13 protein-coding genes and 1 tRNA gene are annotated in these 15,264 nt (G+C 52.8%); 10 read left to right on the top strand and 4 right to left on the bottom strand.

Features of this window, described 5'->3' with window-relative positions; translation table 11 throughout:
* Window positions 1-195: 195 nt before the first annotated feature.
* The 4 genes from CULFRC11_RS04990 to CULFRC11_RS04975 are packed head-to-tail and all read left to right on the top strand — an operon-like array spanning window position 196 to window position 3,732.
* Window positions 196-1,191 (top strand): ABC transporter substrate-binding protein, encoded by a 996-nt coding sequence (locus CULFRC11_RS04990; RefSeq protein ID WP_023635599.1) that lies wholly within the window; start codon window positions 196-198, stop codon window positions 1,189-1,191.
* Window positions 1,192-1,196: 5 nt separating this feature from the next.
* Window positions 1,197-2,213: a FecCD family ABC transporter permease gene (locus CULFRC11_RS04985; protein ID WP_023635598.1), complete on the top strand. Its 1,017-nt coding sequence runs from the start codon at window positions 1,197-1,199 to the stop codon at window positions 2,211-2,213.
* Window positions 2,210-3,010 carry an ABC transporter ATP-binding protein gene (locus CULFRC11_RS04980; protein WP_023635597.1) on the top strand — a complete coding sequence of 267 codons (801 nt, stop codon included), beginning with the start codon at window positions 2,210-2,212 and terminating at the stop codon, window positions 3,008-3,010. Before CULFRC11_RS04985 ends, CULFRC11_RS04980 begins: the two co-directional genes overlap by 4 nt.
* Window positions 3,007-3,732 carry a (2Fe-2S) ferredoxin domain-containing protein gene (locus tag CULFRC11_RS04975; RefSeq protein WP_023635596.1) on the top strand — a complete coding sequence of 242 codons (726 nt, stop codon included), beginning with the start codon at window positions 3,007-3,009 and terminating at the stop codon, window positions 3,730-3,732. The genes CULFRC11_RS04980 and CULFRC11_RS04975 overlap by 4 nt, the downstream gene beginning before the upstream one ends.
* 58 nt (window positions 3,733-3,790) lie before the next feature.
* Here CULFRC11_RS04975 and rpsA read toward each other — a convergent pair whose 3' ends face one another.
* Entirely contained in the window at window positions 3,791-5,254 is a 1,464-nt protein-coding gene (rpsA, locus tag CULFRC11_RS04970) for a 30S ribosomal protein S1 (protein ID WP_023635595.1), read from the bottom strand.
* Between the two features lie 240 nt (window positions 5,255-5,494).
* Between rpsA and CULFRC11_RS04965 the strand changes: the two genes are divergently transcribed.
* Window positions 5,495-6,283, top strand: coding sequence for a class I SAM-dependent methyltransferase (locus tag CULFRC11_RS04965; protein WP_023635594.1), 789 nt, complete (start codon window positions 5,495-5,497; stop codon window positions 6,281-6,283).
* 255 nt (window positions 6,284-6,538) lie between these two features.
* On the opposite strand, the gene CULFRC11_RS04960 is transcribed toward CULFRC11_RS04965, so the two are convergent.
* Window positions 6,539-6,615 (bottom strand) — tRNA-Leu (locus tag CULFRC11_RS04960).
* A 141-nt stretch (window positions 6,616-6,756) separates the two neighbouring features.
* Here CULFRC11_RS04960 and polA point away from each other — a divergent pair.
* The 5 genes from polA (at window position 6,757) to CULFRC11_RS04935 (ending at window position 13,554) form a co-directional block, all read left to right on the top strand.
* Window positions 6,757-9,417 (top strand): DNA polymerase I, encoded by a 2,661-nt coding sequence (polA, locus tag CULFRC11_RS04955; protein WP_023635592.1) that lies wholly within the window; start codon window positions 6,757-6,759, stop codon window positions 9,415-9,417.
* Window positions 9,418-9,785: 368 nt separating this feature from the next.
* Window positions 9,786-10,727 carry a DUF368 domain-containing protein gene (locus tag CULFRC11_RS04950; protein WP_023635591.1) on the top strand — a complete coding sequence of 314 codons (942 nt, stop codon included), beginning with the start codon at window positions 9,786-9,788 and terminating at the stop codon, window positions 10,725-10,727.
* Between the two features lie 155 nt (window positions 10,728-10,882).
* Window positions 10,883-11,782, top strand: coding sequence for an ABC transporter substrate-binding protein (locus CULFRC11_RS04945; protein ID WP_014525686.1), 900 nt, complete (start codon window positions 10,883-10,885; stop codon window positions 11,780-11,782).
* Between the two features lie 45 nt (window positions 11,783-11,827).
* Window positions 11,828-12,784 (top strand): amino acid ABC transporter permease, encoded by a 957-nt coding sequence (locus tag CULFRC11_RS04940; protein ID WP_023635590.1) that lies wholly within the window; start codon window positions 11,828-11,830, stop codon window positions 12,782-12,784.
* A 2-nt stretch (window positions 12,785-12,786) separates the two neighbouring features.
* Window positions 12,787-13,554 carry an amino acid ABC transporter ATP-binding protein gene (locus CULFRC11_RS04935; protein ID WP_023635589.1) on the top strand — a complete coding sequence of 256 codons (768 nt, stop codon included), beginning with the start codon at window positions 12,787-12,789 and terminating at the stop codon, window positions 13,552-13,554.
* A gap of 58 nt (window positions 13,555-13,612) precedes the next feature.
* On the opposite strand, the gene CULFRC11_RS04930 is transcribed toward CULFRC11_RS04935, so the two are convergent.
* Complete coding sequence (locus CULFRC11_RS04930; RefSeq protein WP_023635588.1) at window positions 13,613-14,431, bottom strand: PhzF family protein; 819 nt, start codon at window positions 14,429-14,431, stop codon at window positions 13,613-13,615.
* A gap of 24 nt (window positions 14,432-14,455) precedes the next feature.
* A complete protein-coding gene (locus tag CULFRC11_RS04925) occupies window positions 14,456-15,199 on the bottom strand; it encodes a sulfite exporter TauE/SafE family protein (RefSeq protein ID WP_023635587.1) in 744 nt (247 codons plus the stop codon).
* Window positions 15,200-15,264 lie beyond the last annotated feature (65 nt).

Raw genomic sequence — 15,264 nt, 5'->3', positions numbered from 1 at the left:
ATTTTTACTGTTTTCAGCATCACATTTTATTGACATGAAAACCAACACCAATTTCAACTCTTATTGGTAATCTCCTCTTTCGGGGCACGCTAATCCCCACCTCTATCCCTCTACATCCCCGCCGAATCATATAGGTCTATTTGTCCCTTGATATGCCTATATCCCATGAGGCAGAAGAGTCAAAGGATATATACCGTGAAAATTACGCCAATTAAGACTTCAACCACCCTCGTTGCCATAGGCATGGCTGCAACGCTCAGCGCATGTGGCACCTCCGCCCCAGAGACCGCCAAGGAGACAACTACCCAATCCGCCGATTTCTCCCCAGTTACTATTAACAACTGCGGAGTAGACGTCACAGTTTCTACGCAGCCACAGCGCATTATCACACTTAACCAAGGCGCCACGGAATCTCTTTTAGCTCTCGATTCTCAAGACACAATCGTTGGCACTGCGTACCTCGACGACGAGATCGACCCTGATGTTGCGGATGCATATAAGAAGATCCCTGTCCTCTCTGATAAATACCCATCGCACGAAGCTATCGTGGAAAAGCGCCCAGACCTTCTCGTTGCTTCTTATGCTTCTGCCTTCGGGGAAAAAGCGGCTGGTTCCCGAGAAGAGCTGGCCAAGCTCGGAATTTCTACCTATTTGGACCCATTTGCGTGCCCAGATAAGACAAAGCGCGCTAAGGCTTCCTGGGAGTCAATCACTACCTCCATCATGGAACTCGGAGAGATATCCGGACACAAAGACAAGGCAGAGTCCTTGAAATCAACCATTATGGAAGCTGTATCTCACGCAGAGTCCGCAAAGGTCGCGCAAGGTAAGAAGGTCTTCTGGTGGGATTCCAAAACCGATACTCCTTTTGCGGGCGCAGGTCAGGGTGGCCCGCAGATGCTTCTAAACACCGTGGGAGCCAAAAACATCTTTGAAAACCTGGAGGGCAACTGGGCCGAAGCCTCATGGGAAGCCGTACTCACGGCAAACCCTGACTATATTGTGGTCGCCGATGCCAGCTGGGATACTGCTAAGGAAAAAATTGCTTATGCAAAGAACGATCCCGCGCTGAAAGAACTCGATGCCGTTAAGAATGATCGTTTTATCACCATCCCGTTCTCCGAAAGCACCCCCAACACCCGGACGTATAAGGCCATCAAGCGCCTAGAAGAGGGCTTTGCTAAGTCATAACAAGCATGTCACTTAAAGTTACGAGCATCCTTTCGGCTGTTCTTATCCTGCTGCTACTCCTAGGAATTATTTTTGGCGTTGCCTCTGGAGTGGCGGAGCTTAGCCCGGCAACCGTTTTTCGCACGCTCACAGGTAGTGCGCCTGACCCGATTACTTATCACATCGTGGTAAGCCGCAGACTTCCCCGGGTATTGTCTGCGGTTGTGGCGGGCGCAGGCCTGGCACTCTGCGGAGCCATTTTGCAGACACTTACGCAAAATCCACTCGCAGACCCCTATATCTTAGGAATTTCAGGCGGATCTTTCCTAGGGGCAGCTTTGGTGATCACAGGAGGGGTGTCGCTCGCTTCCATGGGTGCTTTTAGCGCCATCACAATAGCTGCTTTTGCAGGCGGTATCCTTTCACTGCTTGCGGTCTTTAGCTTATCGACGACACGCTCCGGGGTACTTGAACCACAACGCATGATCCTGGCCGGTATTGCGATAGGTCAATTAGCCTCCGCCGGGGCCAGTGCACTTATCTATTTCGGCGATAGAGATGCCGCCCAACGTATCCAAGCATGGTCTTTAGGTTCTCTAGCCGGTTCTCAATGGTCTGGTCTTCCGATAAGCGGAACGATAGTCGGCGTTCTTCTTTTTGCCGCCTTGTACTGTTGCCGCGCCCTTGATGGTTTTTCTTTTGGCTCCGATGCCGCACAAACGCTTGGGGTAAACGTCAATGTTATCCGCTGGACTCTCTACATAGCTGTCTCTTTATCCACGGCTACGCTCGTGGCACAAGCCGGGATTATCGGTTTTGTGGGACTCATCGTCCCGCATTTTGTCCGGATGATCGTTGGCCCGTTGCATGGCTATGTCATTCCTCTGTCGGCTCTCGTCGGCTCAGTATTTCTAGTATGGACAGATATAGCTTGTCGTGTGGCGTTTAGCCCCCGCGAGCTCCCATTAGGACTGATTACCGCAACTATCGGTGTGCCGGCATTCCTCTTTGTTCTTCATCGGCAACGGCAGGCGCACGTATGAGTAACTCCGGCAGCACTCCCCACGCACTGAGCGTTTCCCATCTATCGTGGAGCGCTGGTAAAACGACAATCCTTAACGATGTAACTTTTTCTGCACCTGCAGGAAAGGTCACTGGAATTATTGGCCCCAATGGATGCGGAAAATCTACCCTCATCAAGGCCGCACTTGCTCTCCTCAGCCCAGATTCGGGCGAGATCCGGGTTAATGGTTTAGTTCCCCATTCCCTATCGTCGAGACGCTTAGCCCAACTAACTGCGTTACTAGCACAGCATTCACAAGCCCACGTGGACTTAAAAGTGGAGGACATTGTTGCTCTAGGGAAAATACCCCATCAACGAGGCTGGGCAAGTCCTGCTCACGTTAACCAAGAGGCTCTTGCGGAATCGCTAGCCGCTGCGGGGATTGCGCATCTTCGTGGAAGGCTCTGGTCTACGTTGTCCGGCGGAGAACGTCAACGAGTTCAGCTCGCCCGAGTTTTCACCCAAAACCCGGAGGTCCTCTTTATAGACGAACCGACTAACCACCTCGACCCAGGCGCAGCTTGGGAGATTATGGAGGCAATCACCAAACGCGGTGTGTCTGTTGTTGGAGCCTTCCATGATCTGAATTTGGCAGCTCGATTCTGCGATGTCATCGTGGTGATGAGAAACGGAGAAATTCATGCCTACGGAACCCCCGAGGAAACTCTTACGCCCAAAATTTTAAGAGAAACATACGGCATTACGGTTTACGTCGATAAGCATCCTGTCGACGGACGTCCCTTGATAATTCAAACCGGAGTTACACCGCGATCATGACTCATACCTCGACCGGAATATTGATAGTCCACGCCACAGGCCAAGACAAGAGCAAGACCGATACGTATCGTGCCGTCGCTGAGCGTTATCGCACTCGCAATTCGGGGGCTATTATCGACGTTTGTGCACTCAGCGGTCCAGGAAGCACTTTAGGCCAGGCTCTGAGCAGTCTTCATGCTCAAGGAGTGCAAGAGATACGAATTATCGCACCAGAGCATGATAGCGATCGCACCCGTATCTCATGGATTCGCAGAATTGCCAAACATTGGCACTCGCAGCAAGAAGATCCCCCAGATGTTGCGGTGTGTGCCTCTGCGGTTCAAGAATCCGCTCTCATGAATGCCATCGAAAACGCAGATAGCGGGGAGATGCGCGGTGTCACCACAGCGGCTCCCCTACTAAGCCCGGCGTGGGAACAGATCCCCGATTTTACGCATCATGTTCTTGTCTGCCGAGGCCCTAGGTGTTCTGCGTTGGGAGCTGATGCCGCCGCACACGCGCTATCTGCAGAGCACACACGACTCGGTTTGACCGACGACGACGCACTTATCACTCAGACAGGCTGTCTTTTCCCTTGTTCGCTAGGCCCGGTGATAGCGGTTTATCCCGAGGGTATTTGGTACGAATACGTTGATGAAGAATTAGCTCGAAAAATTGTGGCGCAGCATCTGTGCAACGGCACGCCGCTTAATCAGCATTGTGCAAAAGACCTAAGGACATAAAGAGAGCGTCTAAGGAATATTCCTTAGACGCTCTCTTTATTGAAGTACTAATTCAAGATTAGTTACCGGCGAGCTTCTCGCGAAGAGCAGCGAGCTGCTCGTCAGAAGCCAGGGAGCCACCCTCAGCCTCAGAAGCTGCTTCGGCCGGAGCTGCCTCAGCGGTCTCAGAGGAGTAGTTAGCTTCCTCGCCAGCTGCTGCTGCCTCTGCAGCTGCAGCTACGCGGTTCTTCTCAATCTGAACAGTGTGCAGCTGGAAGCGACGCTCGGACTCTGCGTAGCGAGCCTCCCATGCCTGACGCTGCTCGTCGAAGCCTTCCATCCACTCGTTGGTCTCCGGATCGAAGCCCTCAGGGAAGATGTAGTTGCCCTGCTCGTCGTAAGAGTCAGCCATACCGTACTTGGATGGGTCGAACTCTTCGGTGTAATCCTCGTCAGCCTGCTTGAGGGAGAGGGAGATACGACGACGCTCGAGATCGATGTCGATGACCTTGACCATAGCCTCGTCGCCGACGTTGACAACCTGGTCCGGAACCTCGACGTGGCGCTGTGCCAACTCGGAGATGTGGACCAAGCCCTCGATGCCCTCTTCGACGCGAACAAACGCACCGAATGGAACAAGCTTGGTGACCTTGCCCGGAACGATCTGGCCCACAGCGTGAGTGCGAGCGAAGACGCGCCATGGGTCTTCCTGAGTAGCCTTCAGGGACAGGGAGACGCGCTCACGGTCGAGATCAACGTCGAGAACCTCAACGGTAACCTCATCGCCGACAGCGACGACCTCAGATGGGTGATCGATGTGCTTCCAGGAGAGCTCGGAAACGTGGACGAGTCCGTCCACGCCGCCGAGGTCGACGAACGCACCGAAGTTGACGATCGAGGAGACAACGCCCTTGCGGACCTGACCCTTCTGCAGCTGGTGAAGGAACTCAGAGCGGACCTCAGACTGGGTCTGCTCGAGCCATGCACGACGAGACAGAACAACGTTGTTGCGCTGCTTGTCCAGCTCGATGATCTTAGCTTCGATCTGCTGTCCGATGTATGGATCCAGATCGCGAACACGGCGCATCTCAACGAGAGATGCAGGCAGGAAGCCACGGAGTCCGATGTCCAGGATGAGGCCGCCCTTGACAACCTCGATGACGGTACCGGTAACCGGCTCGTCCTTCTCCTTGAGCTCCTCGATGGCGCCCCATGCACGCTCGTACTGTGCGCGCTTCTTGGACAGGATCAGACGGCCTTCTTTGTCTTCCTTGGTAAGAACAAGAGCGTCGATCTGGTCGCCGACCTCGACGACCTCGTCCGGGTCGACATCGTGCTTGATGGAAAGCTCGCGTGAAGGGATAACACCTTCAGTCTTGTATCCGATGTCGAGCAAAACCTCGTCGTGGTCAACCTTAACCACGGTGCCCTCGACGATGTCACCATCGTTGAAGTACTTGATGGTTGCGTCGACAGCTGCGAGGAAATCCTCAGCGGAGCCAATATCGTTGATGGCTACCTGAGGGACGTTGTTGGTGGGCATATGTTAAGTGCTCCGAATTAGGTAGGAATAGTTGATGGACAGGAACGTATCTCTCAAAAAATCACTACTTAAGCTGCGATTTTGATCCCGCTAGAGCCGTACGCCATCCTCCTACTTGGGACTAACATATGACTTAAGCACAGACACGCTCGCTCAAGGATAGTGCATTTTCCCTGCTAGATCAAGATTGACACTCCGTGTTTCTTCCCCCATTGTTGGCACGGGTTAGTCTTCAAGACTATGAGCAGTTTAGACCCCTGCATCCCAGATGCGATCACCGTTTCCACCCGCGAGGCCGCCCACGCGAGCCAAGCATGGTGGGACAGCGATGCACAGCGCTATCACGACGAACACCAGGAATACCTATCCGGCTTTTATTGGTGTCCTGAAATGCTCGCCGAGGAAGACGCTCACCTACTGGGAGACGTCCGCAATAAGCGGGTATTAGAAATAGGCTGCGGCTCTGCTCCATGCTCACAGTGGCTCGCTCGCAACGGCGTTGGCTTTATCACTGGCTTTGACCTATCACTCGCGATGCTGCGGCACGCAGATCAAGACTCTACCCCGCTCCCGCTGGTCAACGCTGATGCACAATCACTCCCCTTCAAAGACGCATCCTTTGACATAGCGTTTTCAGCTTTTGGTGCTTTTCCTTTTATCCCCGACATCACCGCAACACTTTTCGACGTCTCCCGAGTCCTCACCACCGACGGCCGTCTAGTGTTTTCCGTCAACCACCCCATGCGCTGGATTTTCCCTGATGATCCAGGCCAAGCCGGACTAATAGCTTCCATCCCGTATTTTCAGCGCAGTTACGTCGAAGAAGACGAGGAAGGCCGGCCTACATACGTAGAGTTCCAGAGAACAATCGGCGATTGGGTACGTGCGCTCACCCAAGCGGGCTTTATCCTCCAGGACATCATCGAGCCGGAATGGCCCCACGATCTCACTCGTTCCTGGGGTCAATGGTCACCGCTTCGAGGAAAAATCTTCCCCGGCACTGCCATATTTGTGGCTCATAAGGCCTAGGATTTGGCCCCTTCTTTGTCGTTTTTTGAGAACGCTAGAAATTCCGTCCTGGTGTTTTGCAAACACACGCCCGCTAGCGTTCTCAAAAACGACATTTTTGGCTTCCTAGCGCCAAGGCGGCAGGCCACAACAAATGAATCTAGGGAGGGTGTTCAAAAACGTCCACGTCTCCTTTTTTCGTTTTTTACCTCCGGAACACCACACCACGAAAAAGCGCCACCTACCAGTACGAAGCTAGTAAATGGCGCTTATAAGTGGTGCCCCTGGTGAGACTCGAACTCACACTGCACGGGTTTTGAATCCGTTTCCTCTGCCAATTGGGATACAGGGGCGCTGCAAAAAAATATTAGCGGACGTGAGCGTAAAAAGGCTAATCCGCTCGTAGATGGGGAAAAGTTGGGATTTTTATCGTAAAACTTGGGCCTAGTGATGGCGGGGAGGTGAGCGAAACAAAAAATAACTAGACTAACCACGTGACTTCAACTAGCAACCGTTTAATGCTTATCGACGGCCACTCGATGGCGTTCCGCGCGTTTTATGCGCTGCCGGCCGAAAACTTTTCCACATCAGGTGGACAAGCGACCAACGCTGTCTATGGATTCCTATCGATGCTCTCTTCTCTTTTGAATGAGGAGAAGCCGTCTCACGTGGCGGTGGCTTTTGATATTGGCCGGAAGACTTTCCGCACGGATATGTTCCCTGAGTATAAAGCTCAGCGTGAAGCCACGCCGCCAGAGTTCAAAGGCCAGGTCGAGCTCATTAAAGAGGTTCTTGAAGTTTTGGGGATCACCACCCTGGAAAAAGAGAACTACGAGGCAGATGACGTCATCGCTACGCTGGCAACCGCCGCGCAGCCACTGGGATTTGAGACGCTCATTGTTACGGGTGACCGTGATTCATTCCAGCTTGTCAACGAGACCACGACCGTTCTTTACCCGATGCGCGGGGTCTCAGTGCTCCATCGCTTTACCCCTGAAGCCGTGGAAGAAAAATATGGTCTCACACCTGCGCAATATCCAGACTTTGCTGCATTGCGAGGAGACCCCTCAGATAACCTGCCCAACATTCCCGGCGTGGGCCCCAAAACGGCCACCAAATGGATTGTGGAGTACGGCAGCCTCGATCAGCTGCTGGAGCACGCTGATGACATCAAAGGCAAAGCTGGTACGAGCTTCCGCGAGCGTTTAGAGCAGGTTCGGATGAACCGAACGCTGACGGAGATGGTGAAAGATCTTGAGCTGCCGTATTCTCCCGACGAACTGGGTCTCAAACCGGCTCAGGTTGCGGGCGTGGCTGAAAAATTTGATGAGCTTGAATTTGGCACCAACCTGCGCGAGCGCGTGATGGGAGCGGTGGGGGCTGATGCAACTACGGCAATTACGGAAGAGCGTGCTGAAGTCACCGTGGAGCAGACAGCTCTTAGTGAGTGGCTAGCGCAACGTGAAGGCGAAGGCCTTGCTGTATATGTGCGTGGACGAGGTACTCCGGCAACCGGAGATGCTGAGGCTTTAGCGATTGCAGATAAACAACGTCGTGTAATCGCCATCGATCTTTCAGATATTGACCCGAAAGATGAAAAGGCTCTGGCACAGTGGCTGAGCAGTGAAACCCCCAAGTATTTGCACGAAGCAAAAGCGGCTTTCCATATGCTCTCCGGCCGTGGTTTTGATCTCAACGGAATTGCGCATGATACAGCCATCGCCGCATATCTACTAAGGCCGGGTCAACGAACGTATGATTTGAAAGATGTTTATCAGCGCCATCTGCAGCGCCAGCTCTCTGGAGAAGAATCTCAGGGGCAGCTTTCGCTTCTCGACGCTCCCGGCTCAGAAGAACTCATCGATTCTGCCATTGCGATTCTTGAGCTTTCCGAGGAGCTGACCAAGCAACTAGAAGCTATTGATTCGTTCGAGCTATACCGCGATCTTGAATTACCACTCGCCTTGATCCTGGCACGGATGGAAGCCGTTGGTATTGCAGTTGACGTGGAAACCCTGGAAGATCAGCTAAAAGTTTTTATCGAGCGAGTTCAGGAGCATGAAGAGGCTGCTCGACATATCGCGGGTGATCCATCCTTAAACCTTTCGAGTCCAAAACAGCTCCAAGTTGTTCTCTTTGAGACTCTGGGCCTGCCTAAAACTAAAAAGACAAAGACGGGATATTCCACAGCCGCTAAAGAGATTGAAGCGTTGGCTGTTAAACATCCAGACCCTTTCCTCGATCATCTTCTTGCGCACCGTGAGAATCAGAAGCTGAAAACAACGCTAGAGGGACTCATTAAAGCAGTCGGATCAGATGGACGTATTCACACCACCTTTAATCAGACTGTTGCCTCTACGGGGCGTTTAAGCTCGACAGAACCCAATCTGCAAAATATCCCAGTGCGTACGCAAGACGGCAGGAAAATCCGATCAGCATTTGTTGTGGGCGAAGGGTATGAAACACTGCTCACCGCGGATTATTCCCAGATTGAAATGCGTGTGATGGCCCACCTTTCGGAAGATCCGGGTCTTATTGAGGCGTATCGTAAAGGCGAAGATCTCCATAATTACGTAGGCTCTAAAGTTTTCGAGGTCCCGGTGGATCAGGTGACGCCAGAGTTGCGTCGTCGAGTAAAGGCGATGAGCTATGGCTTGGTCTATGGGTTATCGGCCTTTGGTCTCGGGCAGCAGCTGAATATTCCTGCTGGTGAAGCTAAGCAGATTATGACGAGCTATTTTGAGCGGTTTGGTGGAGTAAAACAGTATCTGGATAACGTGGTGGAGCAGGCTCGAAAAGATGGGTTTACCTCCACGTTGTTCGGTAGGCGTCGGTACCTTCCTGAGCTTGGTTCAGATAACCGAGTGGCTCGCGAAAACGCAGAACGTGCTGCGCTTAATGCCCCCATCCAAGGAACAGCCGCAGACATTATCAAGGTTGCAATGATCCGTGTTGACCATGAGCTGAGAAAGGCTGGGGTTGCATCTCGCGTGCTGCTGCAGGTTCATGACGAACTCGTGGTGGAAATTGCACCAAATGAGTTGGAACAGGTGCGTGAGATAGTGGAAAAGGAAATGGATGCGGCCATTTCTTTGCGTGTGCCACTTGAGGTTTCAGCAGGTAGCGGCCCTAACTGGGAAGTGGCAGCCCACTAGGCGGTAGATACAACAGCTGAAAGTGCGTTTGTTGGCAAGGCAGCCTTCAAGCGCACTTTTGCTTTTCACTTGTTGCGCCCTGCTGCTTTGGTTCTAGGAAGCCAAAATGTCGTTTTTGAGAACGCTAGAAATCTTGTCCTGGGATTTTACTAACGGCACACTCGCTAGCGTTCTCAAAAACGACATTTCTTATCGATTTCCCACCGATCTCCTCCACTCCCCGTCACAGCTTTTCTTCTTCACAATGCCGCGCAGGTTTGTGAGCCATCAGGACTTTCTTTAAAAAACCGTCTAAGGTGTCAAGCTGTACATTTTTAACAACTACAGTGGCCGCTTTCTTGCAACGGCCACCTAGAAGAAAGCGGTTCATGGCAGCCACACCCCAAGCGACTACCAGGTCCTCATCCTTCTCCGGTTCCATTGTGCACGTCATCGCAGGCGGACTTATTGGTCTTGCTGAGATGGTTCCCGGCGTTTCCGGCGGCACTGTTGCGCTCGTCGTAGGTATTTATGAACGAGCTATCCACAATGGCCATTCCCTACTCCATTTAGTTCGCACCATGTTTACTAACCCATCCGGGTTAAAGGAAGCAGCACGACGCGTGGAATGGCTCTTCCTCGCATGCGTCGGATTTGGCATGGTGGCCACGGTTCTTTTGCTTTCTTCTGTGATGCATAATTTCGTGGAAAATCATGGACAATCTGCTCGCGCCCTCTTCTTGGGCATGGTGGCTGTTTCTATTACAGTGCCATTGCTCATGATTTCCCGAAAAGACTATTCACAAAAACGCGTCGCCATCATTGCAGCTTTCATCATCGCGGCGATCCTTACTTTTATCGGCACAGGTTTTACGTCCGAGGAAAAAACTGATCCGTCGTTAGTCGTGATCTTCTTCGCTGCTGCGATAGCCGTATGCGCCCTGGTTTTGCCTGGTATTTCTGGCTCTTTCATCCTCTTGTCTTTGGGCCTCTACGCTCCAGTCATCGGAGCGGTCAGCGACCGTAACCTCACGGTCATGGCCGTGTTTGCGCTCGGCGCATTGACCGGAATTGCATGCTTTATCAAGATTCTGGATTACCTGATTACCGTTCACCGAACAATCACGCTGGCTACCATGGCGGGGTTAATGCTTGGTTCGCTACGTGCATTGTGGCCTTGGCAAGATATTTCCGGCTCCCCTGCGGCACCTTCCGGAAACATCGGCATGACTATTCTTTTGATCCTTGTCGGAGGCGGAATTGTGGCAGCGATCATGCTGGTAGAACGTCGTTTTAATACCAAGACCAACACCGAATCAGAAAACGCTTAGTCTAAGGCTTTCCCTTAAACTCCACCGCGTTCGATTGAGCAAAGCCATGGATGCGATAGCTCCCCTCGTGCAAGATATTGCGAGGTTGCATCGATTTCCATGGCTTTTAGCCTGTCGATTAAACATAATATGTAGGAAGCGGTATTATTTCCTCCATGAAATCCCGCACCCGTGTCTTGGCTTTGTGTACTGCGATTACACTTGCCGTCTCGCTCAGCGCGTGTGTGACCAATGAAGAACAAGGTCACCCCGACGGCTGGGAAGAGGTCTCGCCGCCCGCAGTACCCGACATCGCTGCTCTAGTCCCCCAGCCTCTTGCAGAAAAGGGAACATTGGTAGCAAGCTCAAACCCGCCATTCGCACCATTTGAATTCAAGAATTCTCGTCATGAGATCATCGGGATGGAAATGGATCTTATGAGGGCAGCGTCATCGGTTATGGGGCTTAAGTATCAACCAATCGAGCAGGATTTCTCCCTCATTCTCCCCTCTCTCAGCGCCGGAACCATCGATGTAGGCGCCTCTGGTTTTACGGACAATGAGGAGCGGCGGAAAAATTATGACTTTGTTGATTTCCTCTATGCGGGAGTTCAGTGGGGGCAACAAGTCGGTTCACCTATCGACCCAAATAATGCGTGCGGTCTATCCATCGCCGTGCAACGTACAACAGTCGCTGACACAGATATCGTGCGTCCTATGAGCGATGATTGCGTAGCTCAGGGCAAAAAGCCTATCGAGGTCCTGGCCTACGAGACCAGTGATCAGGCCGCGACCGCGCTTGTCCTTGGCCGTGCCGATGCTTTTGTCGCAGATTCGCCGGTGCTGGCCTGGGCAATTTCTAGGTCTGAAGGGAAGCTAGAAACAGTGGGATCCATCAGCGATGCCGCGCCCTACGGCTTTGCAGTACCTAAGGGATCTCAACTCGGTACGGCACTAGCCGCTGCGCTGCAGCACCTCATTAAAACTGGTGATTATCAACGAATCCTCAAAATGTGGGGAATTGATGAGGGTCTTGTTTCCTCAGCGATGATCAACGAAGTACCTATCGCTCAATAAGCACCCCTCTCATAACCGCCATCCCTAAAAACACAAGGAAACTACATGACTTCCCCACAACCAAAACCCATCCAAGCGAAGCCGCTGCGTCACCCCGGCCGTTGGGTTGCCGCCATCCTTATTCTTCTGGTGTTCCTCTGGTTTATCATCAGCGCGGCCACCAATGAAGCATATGGTTGGGATACGTATATTCAATATCTCTTTGATACTCGTATCGCCTTAGCAGCAGGCCACACTCTGGCCATCACGGTCTTGTCCATGATCCTGGGCGTTGTCTTAGGCTGTGCCGTGGCCGTCATGCGCATGTCACCTAATCCAGTCCTGCGCACTGTCTCGTGGTTCTATCTGTGGATATTCCGTGGAACTCCGGTTTACGTCCAGCTCGTCTTCTGGGGTCTCCTCGGTTCGCTGTATCAAACAGTCAACCTTGGTTTTACAGAAATATCCTTGGAAAATGCCCTCTCCAATATGTTCCTACTCGCAGTTTTGGGACTCGGACTCAACGAGGCCGCATATATGGCAGAAATCGTCCGTTCTGGATTGCAGGCGGTTCCCGAAGGCCAGACTGAAGCTTCCAAGGCCTTGGGCATGAGCTGGTGGATGACCATTCGCCGTACGGTCCTCCCCCAAGCGATGCGCATTATTGTCCCTCCTACGGGCAACGAGTTTATCTCTTTGCTCAAGACCACGTCCCTGGTCGTAGCAATCCCTTACACCGCTGAGCTTTACGGACGCGCCACCGATATCGCCGCAGCACTGTTTGATCCGGTACCCCTGCTTCTTGTGGCAGCAACATGGTATCTGGCAATTACCTCGCTGTTGATGGTCGCGCAAAGTTACTTGGAAAAGTACTTCGACCGAGGCGCAACACGTGAGCTGACTGCTCGCCAGCTTGCAGCGCTTGCCGACGCAGAAGGCACCCTCCCCAAAAACGTCAATATCGTCGCCGAGCCTCCTACGCGGCAGCACCGACACCCACATAACCCGCAGAAAGGCGCTTGATAATGGCTGAAAATCTCATGATTAGTGCGCAACAGTTGTGCAAAAACTTCGGCCAGATTGAGGTCCTCAAGGGCATCGATCTTGAAGTTCCTCAGGGATCTGTGACCTGTCTCATTGGACCCTCGGGTTCCGGTAAATCCACACTTTTGCGGTGTGTTAACCACCTGGAAAAGATCAACGCTGGCCGCTTGTACGTGGATGGTGAGCTGATCGGTTATAAAGAGCGCGACGGGATTCTCTACGAAATTTCCGAGAAAGAAGCCGCACGTCAGCGCGCCGATATCGGCATGGTGTTCCAAGGCTTCAACTTGTTCCCGCACAGAACCGCAATCGAAAACATCATAGAGGCTCCCATTCACGTCAAAGGTGTGCCGGAGTCCGAGGCTCGCGCCAAAGCCATGGAGTTACTCGCGCAAGTCGGTTTGCAGCATAAGGCGGACGCTTATCCGGCTCAGCTTTCTGGCGGTCAGCAGCAGCGCGTAGCCATCGCGCGTGCAGTAGCCATGGAACCCAAACTTATGCTTTTCGACGAGCCCACCTCCGCCCTCGACCCAGAGTTGGTAGGAGAAGTTCTGCGAGTGATGCGCGACCTTGCAGAAGGCGGCATGACCATGTTGGTAGTCACGCATGAGATGGGCTTTGCCCGTGAAGTCGCAGATACAGTCGCCTTCATGGATGGCGGTGTGATCGTTGAAATCGGTGATGCTCGTCAGGTTATTGATAACCCTCAGCACGAACGCACCAAGACGTTCCTCTCCAGCTTGCTCTAAAACGCTTTAATTTTATGCCCGAGGCTCTGAGAACACAGCGCCTCGGGCATTGTTGTAGCTATATGTTCACGGTTCCGCTGATAGTAAGCCTGCATTGTCCGCCTACCCACAGGGCGTCGGCACGCTGCGAGACAAAGATTTTTCCGGCCCGCCCTAGTACGGCCCCCTGACGCGCTGAGTAGGAGGAAGGGACTATCTCCTCACCGATAAGCCATTGGGCTAGCCCCGCATTCAGGCTCCCTGTAACCGGGTCCTCCCCTATGTCTGGGTTGAAGGCGCGCACTTCCATGGCATCACCGTCGCTGGGATCCAGGAGGCTAACCACTCCAAGCTTGAGCCGTCCCATCAAGGCATAGTGTGGATTAATGCCTCGTATGTCGACTCCTGGGCTAAGCAGAACGCCGATCCAGCCTGTTCCGTTGTCAATTCGCTGAATCTTCACGATGTCATCAAAGGTTATGCTCAAGGCCTGCGGAATGCGTTGGATCTGTTCCGGAGGAAGCGGCGCAGTATCCAACAGAGCAGGCGCCTGAAAAGACAACACGTCTTTATCGATCTGTATCGGGATTAAGCCCCCGGAACATTCCTGGATAATATGCGCTCCCTGCATCACTCCGCCAGCGGCAAGCCACGCGGCCGCAGAGCCCAAGGTGGGGTGTCCGGCAAAGGGAAATTCTTTGGTGGGGCTAAAAATTCTGACTCTATAGTCTGCGTTGGGAGTGGTTGGCTCAAGGAGAAAAGTAGTTTCCGATAAATGTGTCCATGCTGCAAAACGCTGCATCTGGCGTTGCGATAACTGGTCGGCATCATGGACTACCGCCACGGGGTTACCGCTTAGAGGTCCGGTGGAGAAAACATCAACGTAGGAAACACGCATGAGTTAACTATATGTGCCTTAAGGTCAGAAGAGCCCTACCAAGCCTCGGAGCAAAACCATAACGCCTCCTAGCGTTGCCACGCTCAGAGAAATCTTTCTTGCCGTAGAACGAGGAATCTTTTGGGAGGCTCTCGCACCAATAAAAATTCCGGCAATCATGCCGAGTATCCCAAAAATCCATACCCAGGGAGTCACCGATGCCACCGTTCCCGCACCCGACGCTACTTTTACTGTCAAGGAAACCAGACCTGAGACTATGAAGATTGGTTGCAGCGTCGCCGCAAAAGGTACTTGCGGCCACCTAGCCACCTGCGCGTAGACGGTAATAGCTGGTCCTGCGATTCCTGCAAGGGTATTCATAAAACCGGCGATAATACCTGCTACAACAGCGGGTGCTCTTCCTTGAGCGTGGGGAATACGTTGAACTCCAAAGGTCACTGTGGCGAGTGCGCCCAGTAGCAAAGTTCCCACCACAACCTGCAGCGTTGGTCCTGACACGACCCTGATGAGCCATGCACCAGGAATCGCGCCAAGCACGAGTACCGGAGCAATAAGCCAAAACTTTTTCCAATCGATGCTCTTGCGCACGATCACAGTGGTCATAGTTGCGTTGATAGCCGCTAGGAGGTTGACCACCAATATTCCTTCTATCGGCCCCATGACGATGCTCAGAATCGAACCAGCAACTAGCCCCAACCCCATGCCGGATACTCGCTGTAATAACGATCCGACAGCCACGATCGCAAAAACCAACAGCGCGAGACCCATACTGCTCCTAGCATCCAAAAGATTTGAGTGTGACTCAAATTACCAGAATCGCACACACATGTTGA

It is taken from the genome of Corynebacterium ulcerans, from assembly GCF_000767685.1.
Classification (GTDB): Bacteria; Actinomycetota; Actinomycetes; order Mycobacteriales; family Mycobacteriaceae; genus Corynebacterium; species Corynebacterium ulcerans.
The sequence above is the reverse complement of the archived record's forward strand: the minus strand, read 5'-3'. Positions and strand labels throughout refer to the sequence as shown.

Excerpts from the sequence above, each read along its gene's own strand:
- CULFRC11_RS04940 (WP_023635590.1), top strand. The coding sequence starts at position 11,828 with ATGACTTCCCCACAACCAAAACCCATCCAAGCGAAGCCGCTGCGTCAC.
- CULFRC11_RS04925 (WP_023635587.1), bottom strand. The coding sequence starts at position 15,199 with ATGGGTCTCGCGCTGTTGGTTTTTGCGATCGTGGCTGTCGGATCGTTA.
- CULFRC11_RS04965 (WP_023635594.1), top strand. The coding sequence starts at position 5,495 with ATGAGCAGTTTAGACCCCTGCATCCCAGATGCGATCACCGTTTCCACC.
- CULFRC11_RS04945 (WP_014525686.1), top strand. The coding sequence starts at position 10,883 with ATGAAATCCCGCACCCGTGTCTTGGCTTTGTGTACTGCGATTACACTT.
- CULFRC11_RS04935 (WP_023635589.1), top strand. The coding sequence starts at position 12,787 with ATGGCTGAAAATCTCATGATTAGTGCGCAACAGTTGTGCAAAAACTTC.
- rpsA (WP_023635595.1), bottom strand. The coding sequence starts at position 5,254 with ATGCCCACCAACAACGTCCCTCAGGTAGCCATCAACGATATTGGCTCC.
- CULFRC11_RS04975 (WP_023635596.1), top strand. The coding sequence starts at position 3,007 with ATGACTCATACCTCGACCGGAATATTGATAGTCCACGCCACAGGCCAA.
- CULFRC11_RS04950 (WP_023635591.1), top strand. The coding sequence starts at position 9,786 with ATGGCAGCCACACCCCAAGCGACTACCAGGTCCTCATCCTTCTCCGGT.
- CULFRC11_RS04930 (WP_023635588.1), bottom strand. The coding sequence starts at position 14,431 with ATGCGTGTTTCCTACGTTGATGTTTTCTCCACCGGACCTCTAAGCGGT.
- CULFRC11_RS04980 (WP_023635597.1), top strand. The coding sequence starts at position 2,210 with ATGAGTAACTCCGGCAGCACTCCCCACGCACTGAGCGTTTCCCATCTA.
- CULFRC11_RS04985 (WP_023635598.1), top strand. The coding sequence starts at position 1,197 with ATGTCACTTAAAGTTACGAGCATCCTTTCGGCTGTTCTTATCCTGCTG.